Origin of the sequence: Roseobacter sp. N2S, assembly GCF_031454055.1 — a bacterium.
GTDB lineage: Bacteria > Pseudomonadota > Alphaproteobacteria > Rhodobacterales > Rhodobacteraceae > Amylibacter.
This window is the reverse complement of record NZ_JAVDQB010000003.1, coordinates 44,651-67,249: the sequence shown is the minus strand read 5'-3', so window position 1 is coordinate 67,249 and position 22,599 is coordinate 44,651. Positions and strand designations below refer to the sequence as shown.

The following is a 22,599-nucleotide window of genomic DNA, read 5'->3' as shown; positions in this document are numbered from 1 at the left end:
TTGTGGCACTAAACGATTCAAAAGTTAGCATACCCAGCACGAAGGTTTTGCCATGACCGATTTCTCAGCCGCCCGTACAACAATGGTAGACTGTCAGGTCCGCCCGTCAGACGTCACAAAATATCCGATTATCGACGCTTTGTTGACCGTCGAGCGTGAGGAATTTGTTCCCACAGCCAAACGCGGCGTCGCCTATATGGGCGAACATATCGTACTGGCCCCGAACCGCGTTCTGCTGGACCCACGCACATTCGCCAAAATGCTGGATCTGGCCAATATCCAACCCAGCGAACTGGTGCTCGATCTGGGCTGCGGTCTGGGTTATTCAAGCGCCGTCATCGCCAAAATGGCCGAGGCTGTTGTTGCGGTTGAATCCGACGAGTCTATGGCCGCCGAAGCCACCGAGGTGTTGGCCCATAGCGGTGTGGACAATGTGATGGTACAGCACGGTGATCTGGCAGCGGGTGCAGCCAAACACGGCCCCTATTGCGTCATCATGTTACAAGGCGCTGCGGAACAGATTCCAGCAACCGTCACAGACCAATTGAAACCGGGTGGCCGTATTATCGCCATTCGTCAATCTGGCAACACGGGTCACTGTAAAATTGGTTACAAACGTGACGGCGGCATCGACTGGCGCAATGCTTTTGATGCAACGGCCCCGATTTTGCCGGGGTTTGGAAAAGAAATAGAATTCACCTTTGGTTAGGTGCAAGCGCGTCTGAACTGATCGGATGTGTGAAAGTTAGGATTGTGGAATGCTGAAACGCTTTAGATCAACAGGGTTTGCAGTGCTGCTCAGCGCCGCTGCGATCCCCGCACATGCGACGACATTGGCAGATGCTCTGGTTCAGGCCTATCTGACCAACCCGCAAATTCTGGCACAGCAAGCCGCTCTTCGGGCCACAGATGAAGGCGTGATTTCTGCGCGGGCCAGTTTGCTGCCCACCCTGACCCAGACCATAAGCGTCAGCCGTGAAACAGACTTCAATGTTCCAAACGCGGTGCGCAACCCAACTACGGTCTGGAACAACAATACACAACTGACCATTCAACTGTTTGATGGTGGCGCGGATCGCCTTACTGTGGATGCGGCGCGGATGGCTGTTCTGGCGGGGCGTCAGGCCTTGATCCAAGTGGAACAGGGCATCCTGTTCAGCACGGTTCAGGCCTTTATGAATGTACGCCGTGACCAACAATTCGTCCGGCTGGCCCAAAACAACGTGCGCGTGCTGCGCGAACAGGTACGCGCGGCCAAAGACCGCTTTGAAGTGGGCGAAGTCACCCGCACCGACGTGGCACAGGCCGAGGCACGACTGGCCGCCGCCCTGTCCCAACTCGAAGCCAATCGCGGCGCGTTGGAACGCTCGGAAAGCAGCTATACGGCTGTGGTCGGCACACCGCCGCGGGACTTGCGTTCTCCGCCAGCGGCACCGGTTTTACCAAACTCGCCTGACAAAGCCGAAGCGGTCGCCATGCGCAAGCATCCCCGCATCATGCAAGCCCAGTTCAACGCCAAAGCGGCCGAACTGACTGCCAAAGCCACTACCAAAAACCGCCACCCCAATATCAGTGGGCAGGTGGGATATGACTTTGGCGCGCGTGCGGGTGGTAAAGACCTGCTGACCGATGAGCTAAGTGCGGCCATCGTGGGCCAGTGGACACTGTATCAAGGGGGTCGTCTGGACAGCAACCGCCGCCGCGATGTGGCCCTGTTGCAGCAAGCCTTGTCCAACGTCCAGCAATCCGGCTATCTGACCCGTCAGGGCCTGCGTGATGCCTATACCAACTGGCAGGTGGCCAGTGCCTCTATCCAGTCCAACCGCGAACAGGTGCGGGCGGCACAAGTCGCCTTTGAAGGCGTCACCGAGGAAGCAAAACTTGGCGCGCGGACCACGCTTGATGCATTGGATGCGGAACAGGAACTGCTGTCGGCACGTTCCCAATTGGTCACCGCGATCCGCGATCAATATGTGGCCCAGTACCAAGTGCTTGGCGAGATGGGCCTGCTGACCGCAGAACACCTTGGCCTTGGGGTTCCGATCTATAATCCGGACGTGAATGCTGCGGCATCCAATCGCCAGCAATTGGGCATTCTCGGGGAAAAACGTATCAAACTCTTTGAAAAGCTGAAAAAAAGAAACGGCAACTGATCCCCAGTCAGCAGTTGCCCGAATCCACGATCCTCAGTAAACTCGCGCCTGAGGCAAAAGGAGTGGATAAATGTCCGAAACAGGCAGAAAGATGGACGTCGAAGACGTCCTATCGTCTATCCGCAGGCTGGTGTCAGAAGAGGCGCGCAGCGTCCACGACACCCCGAAACCTGCGGCATCCCCGAAATCAACCGTTGCTGATGTGATACAGCGCCCCGAAGTGAAAGGGCCGGAAAAGCTGGTCCTGACACCATCATTGCGCGTGCCCGAAGCCCTGTCCGCCACCCCTGCCGCCGCAGAGATCGAACAGCGTATCGCAGACATCGAATCGCTGGTCATGAGCGAGGCTGTGGAAAGCAGCAAAGCCGAAATCGCCCGCTCTGTTGAGGTTCAGGACCACGACAATAGTGAGTATAGCGACGGGGAGTATGACGCCGGCGAGTATGAAGATTCTCAAGTAGTTTCAGATGATGACGCCCCCCCCCAAGATCACGCAGCCCGCATGGCTGAAATGGTCGAGGACGATGCATACGGCGATGATGACAGCGCACCCGAAACGGTATCCCTGAAATCCGTCCCTCCCCGCGTGGATGCACCCCGTATGTCATCCAATCAGGCAGAACGGGACGAAGCCGCTGACATGATGTCTGCACTGCATCTATCCATGCGCGATTTCGCACGGGAAGAGCCACCGCTGACAGCCAACCTGTCAAAAGCCCCGCATCTTGTGGAAAACGCGACAGACGCAGATACAGACGACTTCAGCACAGACGATGCAGATCTGGAGTCGCCCGTGGATGAAATGATGTCAGGCCTCGTCAACTTCGATTTCGTGGAAACTGAAACTGACGCCGATTCTGGCACCGTTTCTGATGACGAAACTGAAGATGACGCGCCAAGCGGTGAAATCGACGGTAGTACGGATGCGCTTGCCCAAAATGCGGGTCAAAAAGCGGCGCCGAACTGGCCAGAGACCGATGCAGATTTCTCTGACAGCCCCTTTCAAGAGGTTATCGACGAAGACGAACCCGCCGAGATTGCCTCTGTGAAAGAGACCGTGATTGATCGGGAACCTGCCCCCACAGAGCCCCCAACGCCCACCCAAGACCAAAATCGCCCTGCTGCCTCAAGCGCATTGTTTGATGAACCTGTGGATTACACCGAAGGCGACGACGGGTTTCTGGACGAAGAATCCCTGCGTGAAATGGTGTCCGATATGGTTCGTTCGGAATTGCAGGGAGAATTGGGCGACCGGATCACCCGCAATGTGCGCAAACTGGTCCGGCGAGAGATTTACCGCGCTCTGGCCTCGCGCGAATTTGAATAAATCGGTTTAAGCAGCGCTCGGCGGGTCTGACACATCCGCCGCCAGCATCCAGATCATTTCCACATCCAGATGCGCCTCAATGTGATCGGCCAAAGCATCTAATGTCGCATTGATCACATCATCAAACACCAAATCGCTGGGGGCTACGCCCATTGATTCCAGATAGCCGCGGCGAAACTCATCCGCAATGAACAAGCCGTGCACATAACAGCCACGCACCAACCCGTCTGGTGAAGACGCGCCCTCTTGGCGGCCGTCAATTTCCAGCCAAGGCCGTTTGCAATCCGGCCCCGTGGTCTGGCCGATGTGGATTTCATAGCCCGAGACCCCGGCCCCATTGCCCAGATCATGGCCAGCCACCTCGGCCAGTCGCTTTTCCGGTGTCATCACGGTGGTGATGTCCAACAGGCCAAGGCCCTGAACCTGCCCCGCAGGCCCCTCGATCCCGTCGGGGTCATTGATCATCTGGCCCAAGATCTGATAGCCGCCGCAGATACCCAGCACCTGTTTGCCCCGTTCTACATGGCTTAACAAATCCGCATCCCAGCCCTGTTCACGCAGAAACGCCAGATCGCCGATGGTGGATTTTGTACCGGGAATCAGGATCAGATCGGCATCCGCAGGCATCCGCTGCCCGGGTTCCACCATCACCACCGTCACGCCGGGTTCCAGTTTCAAAGGGTCAAGATCGTCAAAATTAGCGATGCGCGACAGTTTTGGAACCGCAATCTTGAAGGCCCCATTCCCGCCCCCGCCAATATCTGCCGCGTCCTCGGCAGGCAGTTTGCGGGCGTCTTTGAACCAGGGCAAAACACCTAGACTGTGCCAGCCGGTTTGATCCACCGCGATCTGCAAACCTTCATCGAACAGGCTGGCATCACCGCGAAATTTATTGATTAGAAAGCCTTTTATCAGCGCATTGTCTTCGGGGTCCAGCAAGACATGGGTGCCAACCAGTTGCGCCAGAACGCCCCCGCGATCAATGTCTCCGGTCAGCAGAACCGGTACATTGGCCGCCCGCGCAAAGCCCATATTGGCAATGTCGCCGGCACGTAAATTGACCTCGGCAGGGCTGCCGGCGCCTTCTACCAGCACCAAATCCGCATGGGCGCACAACCGATGAAAACTCTCCAACACACGGGGCATCAAATCAGCCTTCATCTTTCCGTAATCTCTGGCCTTTAAAGTCGCCATACGCCTGCCCTGAACCACAACTTGCGCACCAGTCTCGGTCTCGGGCTTTAACAGCACCGGATTCATATCCGTATGGGGCAGAACATTACAGGCACGCGCTTGCAACGCCTGCGCTCGCCCGATTTCACCGCCATCCATGGTGACAGCGGCGTTATTGCTCATGTTTTGGGGTTTGAACGGGAGCACCTTCAGGCCACGGCGCACAAATGCGCGGCACAGCCCTGCTACGATCATGGATTTTCCAACGTTAGACCCAGCGCCCTGGATCATAATGGACTTCGCCATCCCTCACCCTTTACTCACGACAGACTTAAAAACCCTGCCGCCATATGCAAACACACTCTTAGCAGATAAGCACCACCGAAGCCTTTGCCAAGCAGGGCCCGTCATAAGACACATCCCCTGCCATCTTGGTTTATTTTAATCTAACTTAAAGGGCTTATTAACCGTTCTTTTGGCATAGGTTTGTTCTTAAAACGTCAACAAAGTGGTTTCACCGCAAGGCTTTGGCCACAATCTCGACCGATCAACAAGCCTGGCTGCTCTGCTAACCTGCAATCTATTCCAATCCAGCCCCGACTTCCCACTTGCCACCGCTTTTACCGATTGCTATAGCCTGCGGCACACCATAGGCGGCGAGTTGGCGGAGTGGTGACGCAGCGGATTGCAAATCCAATCCTTTTAATTGATTTCATTTGATTTTGTGAGTAGAGACTCGCGGGACGTAACAGAAACAAATCGTGAATGGGTAGAGGCGTTTAAACGACTTTCCCGGTCGTTTCTTTCAATCTCACTAAATTGCCATCCAAATACTATGTAGGCTACATTCAAGAAAATGGCCCATAGAGATCATGGGCAAAGCAATATTCCGAGGCAAGCGCCTTGTTCCGACCCTTGCTCCATCAACGTTCCAACGAGCTACAGGACAATAGTCTATTGGGTCTTTCGATAAGACTTAAAGATGTTTGCCAATATGAGCGACGAAGATTTTCTTCTCGTCGTCGCTGCCACAAAAGCCGAAATAAATTCTATCCTGGAAATGGGTCGCAGCAGCATCATTGTCCTTGTGTATTTTAATGTGAAATTCGCAGTTTAGCTCTTTTTCGTTCGCTCCTTCATTGTACTTGAATTTTAAGTTGCTTTTATCTTTCCCCTGAGGAGAGCATTCAAATCCAGACTGATTCTGCACTTCATCCAAAATTTGGCTCGACGTTTTCCCTTGCAACTCGACCCCGTTCAGCGCGCTCAACGCATCTGTAACACTATGAGAAAAGCCGCAAATGCCCTGCACTCGAGCTGGAGAGTACTTGGCGCCAGCATTTGCCTGGCCATGACGCTTCATGGTTTCCCCTACTTTGGGATGAAAAATCAGCTTCGAGAATACTCTCTCACACCGCGCGATGTAACTTGCCTCACTAACGGGAGCATTGCGCAAGCAGCCAAGGGCAGATTGATATAGCTCTTCAGGAGTAGCTATGTTTAGAATTCCATCGATGTCGGGCCAATTAGTAGTCGTTTTGAAGGCTAGGTAATACTCTTCGTCTGCAATGTTAATCGAGTTTGTTCTTAACTTTGCCATAGCATCCGCAAAACTAGCACCGCTATCAGCTACGCCTCTCAAAAGCCCATCGAAAACCTTCGTCAACATCCTACTATATAGCTGTTGGTCACCGCCTGAAGCGTCCTGAAGTACGTCAAAAACTGTCTTACCTACAACCCTGATGTCAAACCAATCGGTAGGTGTTTTTATTTTTGAGTAAGAACTTCTCTTTAGCGGTGCCACCAATTTTTCCGAGCAGTCGAGACTCGCGAGAATATCGGCAGTATTCCAAAAATTTTCACCGAAAGAGTGTACCCCAAAGAAAACGATACCTTGCATTTAACGCCCCGTAATCAGTGTCTTCATATCAATCGCTTGTTGATCAAAAAAGCCACTGGGCCAGTTGCTAACATGTCCCATCTTATCAAGGTCAAGGATCTCAACTGTCGAAGCTAACTTTTCATCATCACGAGAAATATACATTATTCGTACAAGGTCAGGCTGTACCTCAGCTTTTCTAACCTTGATGCGGGCACCGTTTATGATGTGCTCGCTATGGGTCTCAACGATAACTTGGACGCCCGCCGCAGCGGTAAGGGCCAAGAGCTGCCCCAACTTACTTTGGCCACTAGGATGTAGGTGCGCCTCTGGGTTCTCCAGGAGCACGATCGAACCTTCCCGTGCCGAAACAAGCGCTGTGACGATACTCAGCGCATAAGAAAGACCGAAGCCGACATTAATAGCTCTAAATTTACTCCCAGAGCCAAAATCGAAGGTACTATACCCGATTGCGGCTTCTTTGATTACATCAGTATTTATGTTCACATTTGGAGATATTTCCCCCATCCATGCAATGATGTTCGACAACATAACCACACCAATATTGTCAGAATGGATACGTGGGTCGTCTTCCGAAGTCGTAGCTAACGACTTGCCGTCGTTGTCTTTCAAGGAACTGTTGGCAAGCGAGTTCAGAAACGCGATTGAGAATTCACCGTGCTTACCCAACCAATATGGATTCGCATGCTGCGTGTTCAAAGGAACGTAATCTCTTGGGCCCCATCTTTCAGCAGAAAGATAAACAAAGTTTGATCCCAACCAATCTTTCTCATTTTGCTCTCCATCCATTTGCGGCAGAGAAGTAGGGTATTTTTGTTGGTCAAATTTCGTACCTTCTTCAAATCCCCAACGGAAATCACCATTTGCGGAGCGAATAGATATGCATGAACTGTCATCAAGGGCGTTAGAATGATGCAGATCGGAGTAATCACCAATTTCAACCAGGGCTCCATTAAACTCCAACTTTGACAGTGCAGGCGCTTGGGCAGCAAGCAAAATACTCTGAATCAAAGTACTTTTGCCAACACCATTCACGCCAGTCAGCACATTGAGTTTCGAAAGTGGAAATACTTCATCAGCGAAGCACTTAAAATTTCTTAGTGATACACTATCAATTATCATTTTCGAACAAACCTTTGATATGAAGTTCAACCCCCAAAACATCTTCAAGAAGGGCGTGAAAATTCTTAAATCTGTAGTTAATAGTTGCCTGCTTACCAGTCGATTGACTTACGGAATATTCGAACCCTCGATCCTTGTAAGTATCCGAATCCCAGTCAACATATTGGTCAACGGCGCCAGCAAGGAGGCCGTAGAACTGATCTTTGATATCGTCACTTTTTTCGATAAGGCGTTCGTGATGTTCCCGAGGCAACAAAGCAAACGTTGAAACAACCAACTCAAAAATCGATTTATTTATGACGCGACCACCAAGCTCCTTCTTATACCGATCTACTCCAAACACCTCAGAGGCAAGTTCAAATGCGGTCTCAATTCGTACCAAAAGCTCAGAAAAAAATGGCGCACTTCCCTTAAGAATCTCAACAGTGTTTACATCCACTTCTTGAGCCTTGTCAGATTCGGTTCTCGAATAACTTTTGATTTTTGGACTCAGCTTGTTCATCTCCTGCATCGCATTGGTCAAAAAGGTGTCGAACGTCTTAGCTTTGAAGTTTTTGTGTCCTAAGCAAGTAAAAGCGATCGCACCTAGGATCAGCTCCATGTCCCGCATACGATCGGGTTTGACTTTGCCAAAAGTCGTATCAACAAATGCCTGCCTTTCAGCTACATAGCGAGTGAAGGTCACGGAGTTTCCTGGGTACAAAGCGCATCTAATTTCTTGGTAGCTCATCTTCACGCCATAGGTGTTGATCCGCTGAAATAGTTCACGGACCATGCGGTCACTGTCTTTCTGAATAGTTATCAAATGGCAGTGTAGCTCATATTCTCTGATTTTCCTTTGAAGTGGTCTTGGCAACGCTTCGAAAGTGGTACTATTTAATTCATCCAGGATCTTCAGGCCAGACAGTGAAAACTCGTTCGTCATGAAGTCATAGATCGTCGTAACCCTCTGAAGGCCATCGATAATGACCCATGAACCGTTTGCGCGCTCTCCGAAATACAACGCCGGAATCGGTAATCCAATCAGTATCGATTCAATGAGCTTACTTTTTATCGATACAGGCCAAATGCGATCTTTGCGCTGGAACTCCGGCTGAAGCTCAATCTCCTTATGAACCATGCGATCATAAATGTTGGATATTGTATTCGGCTTAAACCGCATTCGTGATGCAGCCATTTCATCCTTGTCATCAAATTCAGTTATATCAGAATCTTGCCCATCAATGTCTGTGGGATCGCCGCCATCAAACCCCACGACTTCTGCGCTATCAATATCTGTTGTTTCACGCTCGGGTTGGTTTTGCTTTTCCTCAACTCCGAGTGGGTCAAAAAAGGTACTTTGAAGATCACTTAGCAGCGCCGATAGCTGATTTTCGGCACTAGCTACTTTCGTCGCTTTGAACTCCCCCGGAAACTTCACCCTTAGCTCTTCAGTAGAAGCACCTAAAAGGTCCAGAGCACATTGTAGATCCTTCGAAAACGCATGCGCGTCAAATTTTTCAATTTTATCTAGCTTTATCTTTAACTTACGAACTTCCGGTGTTGTGACATGCTGAAGGCTTCCTAGTTCATGGGTATGTTCTTCTGCTAGATACAGGTGCTTTTTTCGATTGTATTTGAAGTGCTCCACGTACGGTAGATTTGCAAAAATCGTTTCAGGGATGTGCCGACTCGAACCGCTTCCACCAAAAAGCACTTCTACATCAACTACCCGGTATCTGGAAAGCGCATCCCAGACTTTTTCCAATTGTGAGATTGGGCGAGAAACCTCTTTTTTCCCATTGATACTTATACGGTAACTTGCAGTGTCTTCGTGGACTGCTGAAATCTCGATAAAGCCTGTCTGAGGGTTGACCGCGTGCAGTTGCCGACCGCTCAGTTGAGCAATGTCATTGAGTACATCTGCAAAATTCATCTCACAACCAGCCCATTTTCTTCATAAGACATCTTTATCATCGTTTGAACTGATGAAGTCCAGTTTGATGGATCGCCTCAGTTTCACCGGAGACTTTTAGCTTCACTTTACGAAACCATATCGAACAGGTCGGGCTGTGCATAGAAGTTCTCTTCAGCCTCTGCTGGCGGGATGTTTCCGATGGGTCCAAGCAAGCGCCGAATGTTGAACTAACCCCACCTCACCGAGAAATCAAACGTTAGAGAGCATTCAAAGGGAATCTTCTAGCATATACCTACATTATTCATGTCCCCTTCGTCCACGGAAGGGTTTCTCAAACTATTTTACATGCTAAGATAGCTTGGGTAATCGGCCCGATTTGAGCTATGAGTTGGGCGGAAAACACCCTTTGGTAAGGAACTGACAATGAGCACAGCAAGACCTACAATATTTTCGTTCTTCTCTGGCGCGGGGTTCCTTGATCTTGGATTCGAAGACATGGGGTTTGATATTGCTTATGTAAATGAGTTCCACAAACCTTTCCTTGACGCCTATCAGCACTCAAGAAAGGTCATGGGACATCCAGCACCTCGCTTCGGCTACGATAGCAGAAGCATCGAAGAAATTTCTACCGATGACCTTGCAGCCGACATCTTTAATGCAAGAGAAGAAGGTCAAGTTGTGGGATTTATTGGTGGTCCACCATGCCCAGATTTTTCCGTGGGGGGCAAGAACAGAGGTAAGGAGGGCGAAAATGGCAACCTATCAAAAGTTTACGTTGATTTGATTTGTCAGGCCAAGCCAGATTTTTTTCTGTTCGAAAATGTGAAGGGTCTTTATCGTACGAAAAAGCATAGAGAGTTCTTTGAAAAGTTGAAATTGAAGTTACGGCGCTCTGGTTATCTACTTCATGAGCGCCTAATCAACTCAATCGAATATGGTGCGCCGCAAGATCGCGACAGGATTATCTTGGTTGGTTTTCGATCGCGTGAACTCGCGAAAACTTTCAATTGGAAAGCTCGGATTTTCCCTGAACGGACCGCTTTCGAATATGAATGGCCGACAACTGCCCCTTTTGAGCAAGGCAACTTGGCTCCACAACCTAGTTCAGTGCCCATCGAGCTGACCGTTCAACATTGGTTTGAAAAAAACGATGTGGCCAATCATCCGAATGGCAAACATTGTTTCACACCACGTGCAGGGTTGGCCCGTTTCCTATCTGTTGAAGAAGGAGACGATAGTAAGAAGTCATATAAACGGCTTCACCGCTGGCGTTATTCACCAACTGCCGCCTACGGAAACAATGAGGTTCATTTGCACCCTTATGAAGCTCGAAGAATATCCGTCGCAGAGGCGCTTGCCATTCAGTCCTTGCCGGCGTCATTCGAGTTGCCATCGAACATGACGTTATCCAATATGTTCAAGACTGTTGGTAATGGCGTACCCTACCTTGCTGGCCGAGGGTTAGCTCAATCAATTTTGACACATCTAGGATTTGAATATGAGAGTAACCGCTGCGAACTTGATCCACGCGATCGGCAAGTTGCCGCGTGAAATTCATTATCAGTATGCGGACACCAGCACTCCAACAAGGCTGATTATTGAACGAATTGATTATCCCGAAGGCCCAGTGATCGTAAGACGTTATGGCACAAAGAAGAATCCGGATGCTGCCAACGCCCAATCAGTAAGCCTTTCATCCTCTATGATTTGGAGGCTGGCCAATGCGATAGTCCCTGGAAAACCCATAAATTTAGAACGCGTTTTTGGAAGTAGTTATAACAGTCGCTCAGCCTTGGAAGCACTTCTTCTACATACACCGGAGTTTTACACTACTAAATTAGATCGGCTGGAGCAGAAAGGTACAACAAAAAAGGTAAGATCAGGGCACAAACACCTTCTCTATTTACCTGACGAACCGCACGAAAATGGCGTAATGGGCCGCAAAGAATTAGACATGCAGGTGTCTGAGGTTTCCTTTGACGTGATCTATGAAGGCGTTACGCTTGAGACGACTCGAGCGATTACAGGGGTGAATATCGAGCAAGAGCGGCGACACGCCCAAATCCAAATAGCTTTAGTTCTCATTGGTCAGCAACTTGGGTTTCGAACATGGGTTGCCGCAAACGATAGGTCGATTGAATATGCTGGACGGCGCATAGCCGAGATGGAAAGTGTAATTGATCAACTTGACGCTGAAAAAGTGTTGAGTGCGTATCCTGAAGCGTCGAATGCCGCTCGCTTAATTGATTGTATTTGGTTCAGGAATGGCAGACTTATGCCCGCAGTAATGGAAATTGAACACAGCACTGGTGTGACTTCTGGGTTGACACGTATGAAAGGTTTCTATGACTTGGGACCCGCCTTACGCGATATCCGTTGGACCATCGTTGCACCAGACGAATTGCGGAAGAAAGTCTTCGATCAAGCCAATTTGGAACAGTTTAAACCAATGGATGTTCGTTTTTTTCCTTATTCGGCGGTAGATGAACTCTACTCTCTTTGCCAAAGGCGTAAACCAGTCGGTATAACTGACGAGTTTTTAGATTGCTTTATGGAACGTTGTCTCGCCGCATAACTAGCCTTCACCGATAGACACTCGATCAAAAAAATCTAACGACGTCGAACCCCATAGTTAATCCGGGATTTTACTCCCCGCCGCTCTATCTCTGCTTTGGAATTGGCGCGATCTGATCTGAGCCCCTAATACCCTTGATCCAGAGTTTATAACACCTAAGAAATGCGGCTATTAATCAAGCTAAAGGCAAATTCTGTTATGGCCGCCCGGCAGACCTCGGAACCGTCAAAATGTTGTGGTGCACTGACACATCAACTAGTCGGCTTCTTTCCCCAAACTCAAAACAACCCAGCCACGGCCTTCCAATTCGAGATAATCAACTCCGCCGCTTTCCCGTCCGTCCCTTTCTGCGAGATGGTATATTTCAGCCGCACCTCATCGATATAGAACCCATCAAACCAATCGCGGATTTCCGGCTTGTCGTTTATCGACAGCAGGAACTTGCCTTTAATCTTGCCCAAAGTCTCGGCCATGGTTTTGTACTGCTGCCGATCGAACATATCTCTCCCGTAGTCTTTCTCACCGCCAAAATACGGCGGATCAAGATAGAACAATGTACTAGGCGTGTCATAACGCTCGACCACGTCTTTCCAATCCAGGCTTTCAAAGACAACACCGGCCAGACGCTCATGGGCTTCTTCTAAGATCGGCCCGAGACGAGTGAGATCGAAGCGCGAACTGCGCGCAGCGGCCACACCAAACACCCCCCTCACCTGCCCGCCAAAGGCTTGCCGTTGCAAATAGAGGAACCGCGCCGCGCGCTCGAGGTCGGTTAGGGTTGCTGGATCGATCGAGCGCAGCCGTTCAAATTCACGACGGGAGGATATCTGGAATTTCAAACAATCCATGAACTGTGGATAATGCCGCTGAAGGATCCGGAACAGGTTGATGATTTCGCCGTTGAAGTCGTTGATGACTTCGCTTTCCGGGCGATAGGCACGGCGCAGAAATACACCGCCCATGCCCACAAAGGGCTCGACATAGGATTTGTGTTCTACACCTTCGATGCGCTCGATCAGGGTTTTGGCTAGAGCTTTCTTGCCGCCAAGCCACGGGGCGACGGGCGCAGCTGCGCCAACATAAGTGGTTGTCATTGATTATGGACTCACAATAGAGAGGCCCGGCTCACGTGGGCTCGGGCGACGATTCTAAGTCTTGCTTAGTCGGTGCAGCTGTTGTGAAAAGTGGCTGCATGGTAGGTGGCGTTGGTGCGCCACCTGCCCCCGGTATAAAACCGCGGGCAAGGTCGTTTGTTTTGTATTTTTTTTGTGGAACTGATAGGATCCGGCGTCAGGGTCCGCTCAGCAGGATAAAGTTGACGTTGGATGAACCAACCGACTAACCTTGCAGATACATCTTCTCACTGGAACCTAGTGCCAGTGAGGTTTGGTAAGGAGGAACGTCCTATGTCATTTCAACTTTCTGGAAGCGCACCAGAAATCTATGAAAATACAATGGTGCCGCTATGGTTCGGACGTTGGGCCGAAGCCCTTCTGACCCTCGTTTCTTTGGAAATCGGTGAATCGGTTCTGGATGTCGCTTGCGGTACTGGTGTCACCACCAGGATAGCTAAGCAGGATGTCGGCAGCGACGGACGTGTGACTGGATTGGATATTAATGCAGGCATGCTAACGAAGGCACGTGAATTGGCCGCCGACATAGACATCATCTGGATGGAAAGCGATGTCCTTGGGACAGGATTGCCAGAAAACAGTTTCAATGCCGTCATATCCCAGCATGGCTATCACTATTTTCCCGACCAACCCGCTGCTTTGAAAGAGTTCTATCGTGTTCTTGCCCCGTCAGGACGCATCGCGATGTCTATATGGGATGGCCACAGTGCCTACACAAAAGCCATCTGCTCTGCGGTCGAAAAGTTCATCTCTCCTGATGTTGCGAAGAAGCAACGGAGCCAGAGGGAAACACCATCAGCAAATAGTTTGATCGCGAGTGCTTCTGAAGCTGGATTTCGTAATGTTGCAATAACCCGCCAAGAATTGTCGATTAATGTCCCTTTGGCCGCAGAGTTCGTCCCACTGCACCTCGGATCAATGCCTATTGCCAACGCTTTTCACAGCCTTCCCGACGCAGAAAAAGAAGCACTTGTCGCTGACGTTGCACACGCAATGAGGGACTATGTCGTCGATGGTCAGATTATTTATCCGGATGCAGTTAATGTCGTGACAGGAAAAAAATAGACAGAATTTGGACTTTCCGGGCGAGCGTTTTCGGTCGATTTAGGCTCACAGCCGACATTAACACCGCCCCAACCTCACCTCCTACCGGCCAGCGCCGCAATCACCTGCTTATGGTTTTCGCGCATTTCCTCGCGCAGATCTCTGACGTTGCCGTCGAGCCGCTGGATATGCCCATCCAGATCATCCCGCCGGACGTAGTTGTCTTTGACGTTATCAATCCGCTTGTGCAGATCGCGATCGCCATTTGAGACCCGCCCTGCCAGATTGCGGAACGACGCAATCAAAGCCGTCGCAAAGGTCACGCCCAGACTGATCGCCAGACCAATCACCCATTTCAGATCGGATTCCATCGGATACTCCTTAGTCCACGCAGCCAAAGCGCGCGCATTTCTTCGCTGTTTCTGCGATCCACTCTGCAAGCGGCCGCGCGTTTTTCACCAGATAGGTGGCTGTGGCTTCACTCACGACTGGGGGCTTGCGCTGGATGTCGGCAAAACTAGCACTCTGCCCCGCGCAGGCAGGTAATAAGAGCATTGTCAGTAGCGCTGCGTGTTTCATATTCAATGGTCCTTGCATCTTGGATCTGCTCAAGCCGATCGACGGTTTGTCCGGCTTGATAATCGCGCACCGCGTCCCACCGCAGCCAGAGCCCGAAGGCCAGAACTGCGACGGCGGCCGCGCCGTAGAGGTAACGTTTTGGAAGGCTGCGGATCACTTGAACAGCCCCGCCAGCGCCTTGCGCGAGGTGCTCCAAAGGTACCAGGCCAATGCGCCCCCTGCGATCAGCAGAGAGGCCACCAGATCCACAACTGCGGGATCATGAGCCATGGCTTTGGCAAGGTCTGGCGGGATCACCCCGCCTTGCTGCACCATCCCCGCCAGGAACAGGAGCAGATAGCGCACAAAAGGGGTCAGTTCGGCTGCGGTTTTCATAGGAATAGTCCTTTCAGGAATGTTGTGAGGTGGGACCAGAGGCCTTTGGGTGGGCCGTCCAGGTCGTTTGGGGCGCGGGTGCTGTCGATATGGACGAAGGGGGCCTCTGCGCCCCAGTCGCCCGCTGTGAGGGCTTGCTCAAATGTCCGGGCGTAGCCGGCGATCAAAGCGCCAACACTTGTGCGCGATCCTTTGTCGAACTTGGCTTTGTCGCCGTTTACAATGTCCCGCGCGCGGGTGTGATCAAAACCGTCGGGCCGGTCATAGTCCGAGAGCTTGCGTGTCGTGAACAGGCCCTGCCGCATGCCCTCAACAGCAATCCGGGCGCTGATGGCAGGGATCAGCGCTTTGGACGGATCCGCCACCAGATCAACGCCCAGAACCGATGACAGCTTGGCGTAATTCTCAACATGGGTGATCTGGATCTGGCCGCGCCCGAACAGGCCGCCCCGCCAATAGGGCGTGCTCACCCAGCGCAACCGCCCTTTGGCAAAAGCTGCATTGAGCCGCGCAATCACCGCGGCGTCCGAGGGATCCTGATCCTTGTGACTGCGATAGACGGTCTCTTTCACAGGATACATGCCGCCACCGGTTTCTCGAAAGACTTGGGCGAGCACATTGGCCATATGGGGCAGCGGCAGGCCCTGCCCTGCATCGAGCAAGGCTTCGATCCCAACCACCTGGTGCAGGGACAGTGCCCCGCCAAACAGCCCGCTGTTGCTGTTGCGCAGGCTGCCAAAGAACAGTTCTTTCTTCATGTGATTTCCTCAAAAAAAAGACCCGCACAAAGGCAGGTCGTTAAACGGTCAGGGATTGGGTAAAGCTGTGAACCGCCTAAGGCGGGGCAAAGCCCTGGAGGGTTGTTTCAAAACCGGCGAGGATGCCATCGATCGCCGCGCGAGTGTCCGCAGCGGCAATGGCCACATTTGCCCCCACCCGTGCAGCCTCGATCAGCGGGCCGATCTCGCGCCAGAGATCTGACTGGAACAGGATGATTTGCGCCAGCTCCTGCGCGGAATAGCCCGTGGCCACCGCCTCGGCCTTCATGAAGGGAAAGGCATCAAGATTGGCAGGTTCAGGATCCGCCGCAAGATAGGCTTTCGCCTCGCTCTCTTTTTCCAGATAGATCATCTCCTGCCCGGGCAGCGCCGTGATGAACTCTTCCCGTTTGGCCCCGATCGCAGCATTCACAAGGCGGGTCGCAGCCGCCTTTGCCTGGTCCAGCTCTCTTTTCTTACTGGCGGCCGTTCTGTTTAAAACCAAGGTCATGGCAGGATCACCCTCAATTCAGAGTCAATAAATGGAAACGGCTGGGCCGCCTCGATGACGTAGACGCCGGCATCGGGCAGATCCACCACCAGAGCGACCTCCCCCTCTTCGACCGCGTGGTCCAACAGAACCTCCCCCCCGGTTTGATCTGAGATCGTGATCACCGTGCCGGCAGGATAAGACGGGAAGGTCAGCACCGTGCCGAGGAGCGCGGGCTTGGGCGTAACAGGCCGCGGCACCAAAACACCCTCAAAAAGATAAGAGGTCGCCAGCGCTGGCACAGACAAAGGAACCCCAGCCAGAACTTCCCCTTCAGTGGGTGTCCCAGCCCCAATAACCTGCAAATACCCCTCTGTGGCGATACGGTTGACCGCGGTGCTGTCCACCGCCCCCGTGCTCGAGAGTTTGACAAAATACCCCATCCCTATCTCCTCACAGAATAGGCCGAGATGCCAATTCTTCTAAAGTTGTTCTGGAAGCTGTAAGCCCCGCTTGGGCTGTTGATGTCCGGATGGGCCGTCAGGCGGAACTCCACATAATCCGCCTTAAAGGAGAAGGACTCGATGTAGTAATAATCGGCCCAGGTGTCATTCAACGCGGGCGCAGAGGTGTGAACATCCACCCAAGCCCCCGTCGCGCCACCCACCGTCAAACGATATTGAACCCTGCCTCGAACCGGGATCTTAGTTCCATTGCTGTTGTTGGAACCGTAGCAGCGCATCTGCCAATAGGCGGCGATGTCAAACACCCTGTTGGGCTGGACAGACTTATCCCCCTCCTGCCCCTCAAAGGTGACATCCACCACGGTGGCATCATAGTTATACTGCCCCGCGCCCCCCACATAATCTTCGCTTCCATCGGAGACAGCATCCACTGTCAAAGAGCTTCTGACGATCAGATCATTAAACTCGGCATCCCCGTTTTTCTTAATCCGCCAACCCGCAGATCCTGTGGCAAAATCATCCGACTGCAGTGGACCCGAGAAGACCCCCATACCGCTTGTGATTGCGCCCGTTGCGATATGGCCCGCCACAATGGCATCCGCCGTGATATGCTGGGCCGCCACAGAACCTGTCGCCAGCTCGGACGCCGTCACCGCCCCCGCCTTTATCTCCGCCGCCGTGATCGTATTGGCCGCAATATCATCCGCAACAATGGACCCTGCCGCGATCTTGCCCGCCGTAATCGCCCCCGCCGTAATATGCTGGGCAAAAACCGCGTTTACGGCCAGTTCGGAAGCGGTAACCGCGCCCGCCTTTATCTCCGCCGCTGTAATCGTGTTGGCCGCAATATCATCCGCAACAATGGACCCCGAAGCGATTTTACCCGCCGTAATCGCTTCGGCTTGGATTTTTGCAGCCGTGATCGCATTGGAAGCGATCTTATCCGCAACAACAGCGCCCGCCGCCAGCTTGGCCGTTGTGACTGCCGAGGACGCAATGGCATCAGCCTGAATCGCGCCTGTCAGTATTTCGGAGCCGGTGATGAAGGTTGCACCACTTACGGCATAAGGCGTCGGCTCTGTCGCTGCAGCATGGGTTTTGGCAATCATCGGCTTGTGCATAAAGAGATAACTCGTCGTGCCCGATGTTGTGCCTGACTTGTAAACGATGATCGACACCATAGCCGTGTTCGCAGGCGCTTGCCCCTTAACCCAAAGCCGCGCCCAGCCGTCAGGGTTATCAGAGCCGCCAGAGTTGACCACATTGCCGGATTGCACAAAACCAAGCCACCCGCCGCTCGCGTTGCGGAACGTAACCGCAATAGTGGCATCACACCGCAGAGCATAAAGATACATGCTCGCCTCATACCACTCCCCCGCAACAGCAGGAAACCCATCCGAAATGCCCCCATTAAGCGCATGAAAGTAAATGGACTGCGTGCCCGCCGACACACCATTTTGAAACGCATGGGCCGTTTTATAGCTTGTTCCCGCGTAGTTCGAACCGGCAGAACGGATACTTAACGAGTGCTCGCCTTTGATATCCGAAGACCCGAGCACAAAACTGGAAACACCGGCAATCCAATTGGAATTTTCCAAAAGATTGCCCCCGCCGCCGATAGCGAGTTTCGTTGTCGCAACCGAACCCGCCGCAATCTTATCTGCAACCACCGCGCCCGCAGCCAGCTTTGCGGTTTCAATTGCGCCCGCCTGGACCTTAACTGCCGTGACTGCGTTGGAAGCGATCTTATCCGCAATGACTGCGCCCGCTGCCAACTTGGCTGTGTCAACCGCACCCGACGCAATTTTTTCAGCGATGATAGACCCGTCTACGATCAATTCGCCCCGCGACTTGCGCCGCACTTGAATGTCACCAATGAAACAGTCTGTCGTCCCGTCGTTCCCCTTAATCATGCGAATACGACCGTAACGATACCCTGATGGTATAACGACCTTATCAGCTAAACGGGTCAAAGTTGTGGCGGTTACAGAACCGATACCCGCAAACGTGAAGTCCACACCATTCGTCCCTGTGAAGTCTGGGTTCTTCGATAGTTGCAGATCAACGTAGACCCTACCCGTTCCAGAAATCACCCGTGCTCGATAGGAAAGCCATAATTCCTCACCCTCAATATCGAGCGTGAAGATGTTTTTAGATGTTATAACAGTGTAAGCGTCGAAGTATCCGGACAACCTTGCGATATTGGGAGAACCCCAGTTCCCGCCGCCTATCTGCCAAACCAAATTTGAATTGGCACCCCAAGCCGCGTGATCCGTGAAGTCAGGGTCAAGGTTGAGGTTTTCAAGATACCCGACTGTCAGCTTACTTGCTGTCACTGCACCCGCTGCGATCTTGTCGGCCACCACAGCGTCAGCAGCGATTTTATCCGCGACAACAGCGCCGGCCGCAAGTTTTGCAGTTTCGATTGCACCCGCTTGCACCTTGGCAGCTGTGACAGCATTGGCACCGATCTTGTCAGCAATGACTGCACCTGCCGCCAGCTTTGCTGTGTCAATCGCACCCGCCGCAACCTTTGCAGTGCTGATTGCCCCGTCTGTGATCTGGGTTCCTGTGATTGCGCCCGTGATCTTGGCCGCAGCCAGATCGGCGATCTGGGCATTGCTCATCTGCCCTGTGACCTTGGCGGCCGCAACAGAGGCAATCCGCGCCTCATTGACCGTTCCCGTCAGCTTGGAGGCATTCAGGCTTGCCAAACGTGCTTCAACCACAGTCCCGGACAGCTTTGCCGCATCCAGTCCGCCAATCTGAGCGTTGCTCATTTGCCCTGTGATCTTGGAGGCCGCCAGAGAAGCCACGCGGGCCTCTGGCAGTGTTCCCGTCAGCTTTGCAGCGTCCAGGCCCGCGATCTGTGCACTTGTCATTTGGCCCGTGACTTTTGCAGCTGCAATATCTGCTATCTGCGCATTGGTGAGCTGCCCGGCGATCTTGGCCGCAGACAGGTCTGCAATTTGTGCATCTGTAAGCTGCCCCGTGACCTTGCCGGCAGAGACCTCGGAAAGGCGCGCATCAACTACAGTCCCCGTTAGTTTTGCCGCATCGATCTCAGCCAGCTGGGCGTTTGTGAGCTGCCCCGTCACATCCACAGCCGCAACCTCCGCCGTCCACACCCCGGCGTGGAAGCGGTAGAGTTTGCCATCCACTGTATACACCACCAGCCGGCCCTCATAGTTTCCCACAGTTGGCAAGGCCGAGACAATCTCGGGCGGGCGGATACTGCTGGCAAAATCTTCAGACACCAGCCGGATGTCTTGGGTGGAGACCGCCACCCAAGCCGTCCAGGACACAGGCCGCGCGGTACCGGTGATATATTTCGCGCGGCATTCATAGGCCGTGGCGGCCACCAGTCCGGCTTCAACCAGCAACTCGCCTTCCTCAAAATCACGGCTCTGCGCGCGGCTCACAATGGATGTCTGTCCTGCAATGCGGATCTGGAACTTGATCCCGATGATATCTTCCACCGTGCCATTCCAGGTCATCACCAGTGCCGCGCGCCGCTGCTGCCCCGCACTATCCTGCACCGCAGCCGCCTGCGCCTGGAAGCCCACCACGCCCTGCGCGCTCGGGCGCACCGGAAGCAGAGGCACCGGCACAACCGGCACATAATCCGAGGCATGGTCCCAAGAGCCGTGATCCGCCGGATCCACCTCGGTGAGATCCACAATCACATCACAATTGGGCAGATCGATCAGACCATCGACGCGGAACTGTTTGGCATCATAGCCATTGCGCACACTGCTCCAGGTCACCACATCGCCGGGCTCAATCAGCCGGAACCGCGCCGGCAAAGAATGGGTGTGCCGGCGCGCGCGGCGCGCAGCCGCCAATTCCCCTGTGAGCAACCGCTGGGCCTGGGCTGGAAACGGTACAAAAGACAGCTGCACATCGGTCAGCAACCGACGGCCGCCATCCTCGAGTTCATAATTCGGGTTATAAAGCGGCGGGGTCGAGCGCATCACATAGCCCTCTTCGGGCGAAGGATAAGTCGCAACCACGCCGTTGACCGTATCCGACAGACCAAAGAATGGCGTGAAGCTTTGCGGCGCAAGGCTCAAAATATCCGCATCGGTAAAATGCGCGATCGGCGCATCCGGTGCCCCCACATAGATCTTAAAGATCCCGCCCACTTCGCTCATCCGTCCCGCACAAGCGGTCAGGATCGCTTCAAAAGCCGAACCGATCTCGGAGTTCACCGTGACTTCCCCGGCACAGCGGTAGATCGGCTCAGGCCCGTCTTCTCCTGCGATCGGTGTACGGCATTTCTCAATCTGGGCAATCCAATGGGCCGCCGGCAGGCGCGCTGTGCTCAGCCCCTGCAACCCATAAAACCACTGTGGGACAATCGTATCAAAGGCTTGATCCGCCGTATAAACCACATAGCCAGCCCCCGCATCCGTGGCCCCCGCACCGATGACAATTTCCAGCTGCGGATCAGTGAGGCTGGTCAGATCATAGTCCGTGATCTCCACAAAACCACCCGCACCGCCGCCTTTGATTTCCGGCTGGACCTCGCCGCCGCCCTCGCCGGCCGCAAAGATCCTCTCCTGACCCTCCGCGCCATTGCCATGGGGCGCAAAGCCCGAGGCAACACCGACGTGATCATCGGACGCCCGCGCAATCCCGCCCGCCGCCGTCCAGGTTGCGATCACCGTTGCCCCGTCTTTCAGGGTCACCGTGGTGGCAGCCCCATCGGCATTGGTCAGACCGCCGCCTCCACCGCCCACCAGCTTCAGGGACATGTTCGATTTATCCGCCCCCAGCGCAACGGTGGTGTTTTCGTCAGTGCCCCCCGCAGCGCCCGGATCGCGGTAATAAAACCCGCGCGCCAGATTATAGGCCTGTACCGCAGGCAAAGCATCGCCGTCCCCGCCCCAGCTCTGCGGAGCGTCCCAGCGCTGGGGACCTGATCCGCCCTGGCTGCTGTCCTTGCTGATGTCGTAAAGTTTCACCCCATTGAGGACGAACTTCGATGTGGGAAAGCCGGTGAAGATTTCTGCATTCACCCGGAAGGTTACCACCGCATAAGCAATGCCGCGCCCCACCCGTGTGGCCTCATAGATCCGGGGCGCACCCGAGTTCACCGTGCCCGTCAAAAATTCATCGGCAAAGAGCTGGGTGCCATCATGAAAGCGGATCCAGGCATGATCTTTCTCGCCCTCACGGTACTCCACAGCCGCCAGACCCCGCTCATCGCCGGTGTCTTCCAATGTGACCGCGCGCCCCTCGATAAACCAGCGGTTCAGACCCGCCACCGGCAGATCCGAGAGCGCAATCACCTGGGTGTAATAAGCATTGGGCGTGCCGCCCGCTTCACCCCATTCCGAATGCCAGACCAGCGAGCCCGCCGAGAGACCGGGCCCCAAGACAAAAGAGCGCGGCACACTGCCCCCGGTGCGCACCGAGCCCTGGATCGAAAAGGGTGTCGATCCGCTTTTCTTGGAGAAGGCCATGGCCAGAGCGGATACGCCGAGTTGCACCGCGGCCCGCAGTAAAAAATTGCCGATCGCAAAGGTGCCCAAAGCGCCAAGACTGACCGTCCAAGCGGAGATCGCCGAGATGGTCGCGGCAATAGCGGTAAAAACAGCCATGAT

18 protein-coding genes are annotated in these 22,599 nt (G+C 53.4%); 6 read left to right on the top strand and 12 right to left on the bottom strand.

The window, feature by feature from the left end; all coding sequences use genetic code 11:
- The first annotated feature begins 52 nt into the window (after positions 1 to 52).
- The 3 genes from GGE09_RS09450 (at position 53) to GGE09_RS09440 (ending at position 3,480) form a co-directional block, all read left to right on the top strand.
- Entirely contained in the window at positions 53 to 709 is a 657-nt protein-coding gene (locus GGE09_RS09450) for a protein-L-isoaspartate O-methyltransferase (protein ID WP_309745867.1), read from the top strand.
- A gap of 49 nt (positions 710 to 758) precedes the next feature.
- Positions 759 to 2,153: a TolC family outer membrane protein gene (locus tag GGE09_RS09445; RefSeq protein WP_309745866.1), complete on the top strand. Its 1,395-nt coding sequence runs from the start codon at positions 759 to 761 to the stop codon at positions 2,151 to 2,153.
- A gap of 70 nt (positions 2,154 to 2,223) precedes the next feature.
- Positions 2,224 to 3,480: a hypothetical protein gene (locus GGE09_RS09440; protein WP_309745865.1), complete on the top strand. Its 1,257-nt coding sequence runs from the start codon at positions 2,224 to 2,226 to the stop codon at positions 3,478 to 3,480.
- 6 nt (positions 3,481 to 3,486) lie between these two features.
- On the opposite strand, the gene GGE09_RS09435 is transcribed toward GGE09_RS09440, so the two are convergent.
- The 4 genes from GGE09_RS09435 to GGE09_RS09420 all read right to left on the bottom strand — a co-directional run bounded on the left by GGE09_RS09435 (position 3,487) and on the right by GGE09_RS09420 (position 9,590).
- Positions 3,487 to 4,959, bottom strand: a complete 1,473-nt coding sequence (locus GGE09_RS09435) for a cobyric acid synthase (RefSeq protein ID WP_309745864.1) — start codon at positions 4,957 to 4,959, stop codon at positions 3,487 to 3,489.
- A 670-nt stretch (positions 4,960 to 5,629) separates the two neighbouring features.
- Positions 5,630 to 6,553 carry a hypothetical protein gene (locus GGE09_RS09430; protein WP_309745863.1) on the bottom strand — a complete coding sequence of 308 codons (924 nt, stop codon included), beginning with the start codon at positions 6,551 to 6,553 and terminating at the stop codon, positions 5,630 to 5,632.
- Entirely contained in the window at positions 6,554 to 7,675 is a 1,122-nt protein-coding gene (locus GGE09_RS09425) for a DUF3696 domain-containing protein (RefSeq protein ID WP_309745862.1), read from the bottom strand.
- Complete coding sequence (locus GGE09_RS09420; protein WP_309745861.1) at positions 7,665 to 9,590, bottom strand: DUF262 domain-containing protein; 1,926 nt, start codon at positions 9,588 to 9,590, stop codon at positions 7,665 to 7,667. Before GGE09_RS09420 ends, GGE09_RS09425 begins: the two co-directional genes overlap by 11 nt.
- 405 nt (positions 9,591 to 9,995) lie before the next feature.
- Between GGE09_RS09420 and GGE09_RS09415 the strand changes: the two genes are divergently transcribed.
- Positions 9,996 to 11,123: a DNA cytosine methyltransferase gene (locus tag GGE09_RS09415; protein ID WP_309745860.1), complete on the top strand. Its 1,128-nt coding sequence runs from the start codon at positions 9,996 to 9,998 to the stop codon at positions 11,121 to 11,123.
- The gene (locus tag GGE09_RS09410) at positions 11,071 to 12,147 is read left to right on the top strand and encodes a hypothetical protein (RefSeq protein WP_309745859.1); all 1,077 of its coding nucleotides are present in this window, start codon (positions 11,071 to 11,073) and stop codon (positions 12,145 to 12,147) included. Before GGE09_RS09415 ends, GGE09_RS09410 begins: the two co-directional genes overlap by 53 nt.
- Positions 12,148 to 12,425: 278 nt before the next feature.
- Here GGE09_RS09410 and GGE09_RS09405 read toward each other — a convergent pair whose 3' ends face one another.
- Positions 12,426 to 13,241, bottom strand: a complete 816-nt coding sequence (locus GGE09_RS09405; protein ID WP_309745858.1) for a DNA adenine methylase — start codon at positions 13,239 to 13,241, stop codon at positions 12,426 to 12,428.
- A 312-nt stretch (positions 13,242 to 13,553) separates the two neighbouring features.
- Between GGE09_RS09405 and GGE09_RS09400 the strand changes: the two genes are divergently transcribed.
- A complete protein-coding gene (locus tag GGE09_RS09400; protein WP_309745857.1) occupies positions 13,554 to 14,345 on the top strand; it encodes a methyltransferase domain-containing protein in 792 nt (263 codons plus the stop codon).
- Positions 14,346 to 14,419: 74 nt separating this feature from the next.
- On the opposite strand, the gene GGE09_RS09395 is transcribed toward GGE09_RS09400, so the two are convergent.
- The 7 genes from GGE09_RS09395 to GGE09_RS09365 form a co-directional block, all read right to left on the bottom strand.
- Positions 14,420 to 14,695 (bottom strand): hypothetical protein, encoded by a 276-nt coding sequence (locus GGE09_RS09395; RefSeq protein WP_309745856.1) that lies wholly within the window; start codon positions 14,693 to 14,695, stop codon positions 14,420 to 14,422.
- 10 nt (positions 14,696 to 14,705) lie between these two features.
- Positions 14,706 to 14,903, bottom strand: a complete 198-nt coding sequence (locus tag GGE09_RS09390; RefSeq protein ID WP_309745855.1) for a hypothetical protein — start codon at positions 14,901 to 14,903, stop codon at positions 14,706 to 14,708.
- A 153-nt stretch (positions 14,904 to 15,056) separates the two neighbouring features.
- On the bottom strand, positions 15,057 to 15,278 hold the full coding sequence (locus GGE09_RS09385) for a hypothetical protein (protein ID WP_309745854.1): 222 nt from the start codon (positions 15,276 to 15,278) through the stop codon (positions 15,057 to 15,059).
- On the bottom strand, positions 15,275 to 16,036 hold the full coding sequence (locus tag GGE09_RS09380; protein WP_309745853.1) for a hypothetical protein: 762 nt from the start codon (positions 16,034 to 16,036) through the stop codon (positions 15,275 to 15,277). Before GGE09_RS09380 ends, GGE09_RS09385 begins: the two co-directional genes overlap by 4 nt.
- Positions 16,037 to 16,112: 76 nt before the next feature.
- A complete protein-coding gene (locus GGE09_RS09375) occupies positions 16,113 to 16,547 on the bottom strand; it encodes a hypothetical protein (protein WP_309745852.1) in 435 nt (144 codons plus the stop codon).
- Positions 16,544 to 16,969, bottom strand: coding sequence for a hypothetical protein (locus GGE09_RS09370; RefSeq protein ID WP_309745851.1), 426 nt, complete (start codon positions 16,967 to 16,969; stop codon positions 16,544 to 16,546). The genes GGE09_RS09375 and GGE09_RS09370 overlap by 4 nt, the downstream gene beginning before the upstream one ends.
- A 2-nt stretch (positions 16,970 to 16,971) precedes the next feature.
- Positions 16,972 to 22,596 carry a phage tail protein gene (locus tag GGE09_RS09365; protein ID WP_309745850.1) on the bottom strand — a complete coding sequence of 1,875 codons (5,625 nt, stop codon included), beginning with the start codon at positions 22,594 to 22,596 and terminating at the stop codon, positions 16,972 to 16,974.
- Between the last annotated feature and the right edge of the window lie 3 nt (positions 22,597 to 22,599).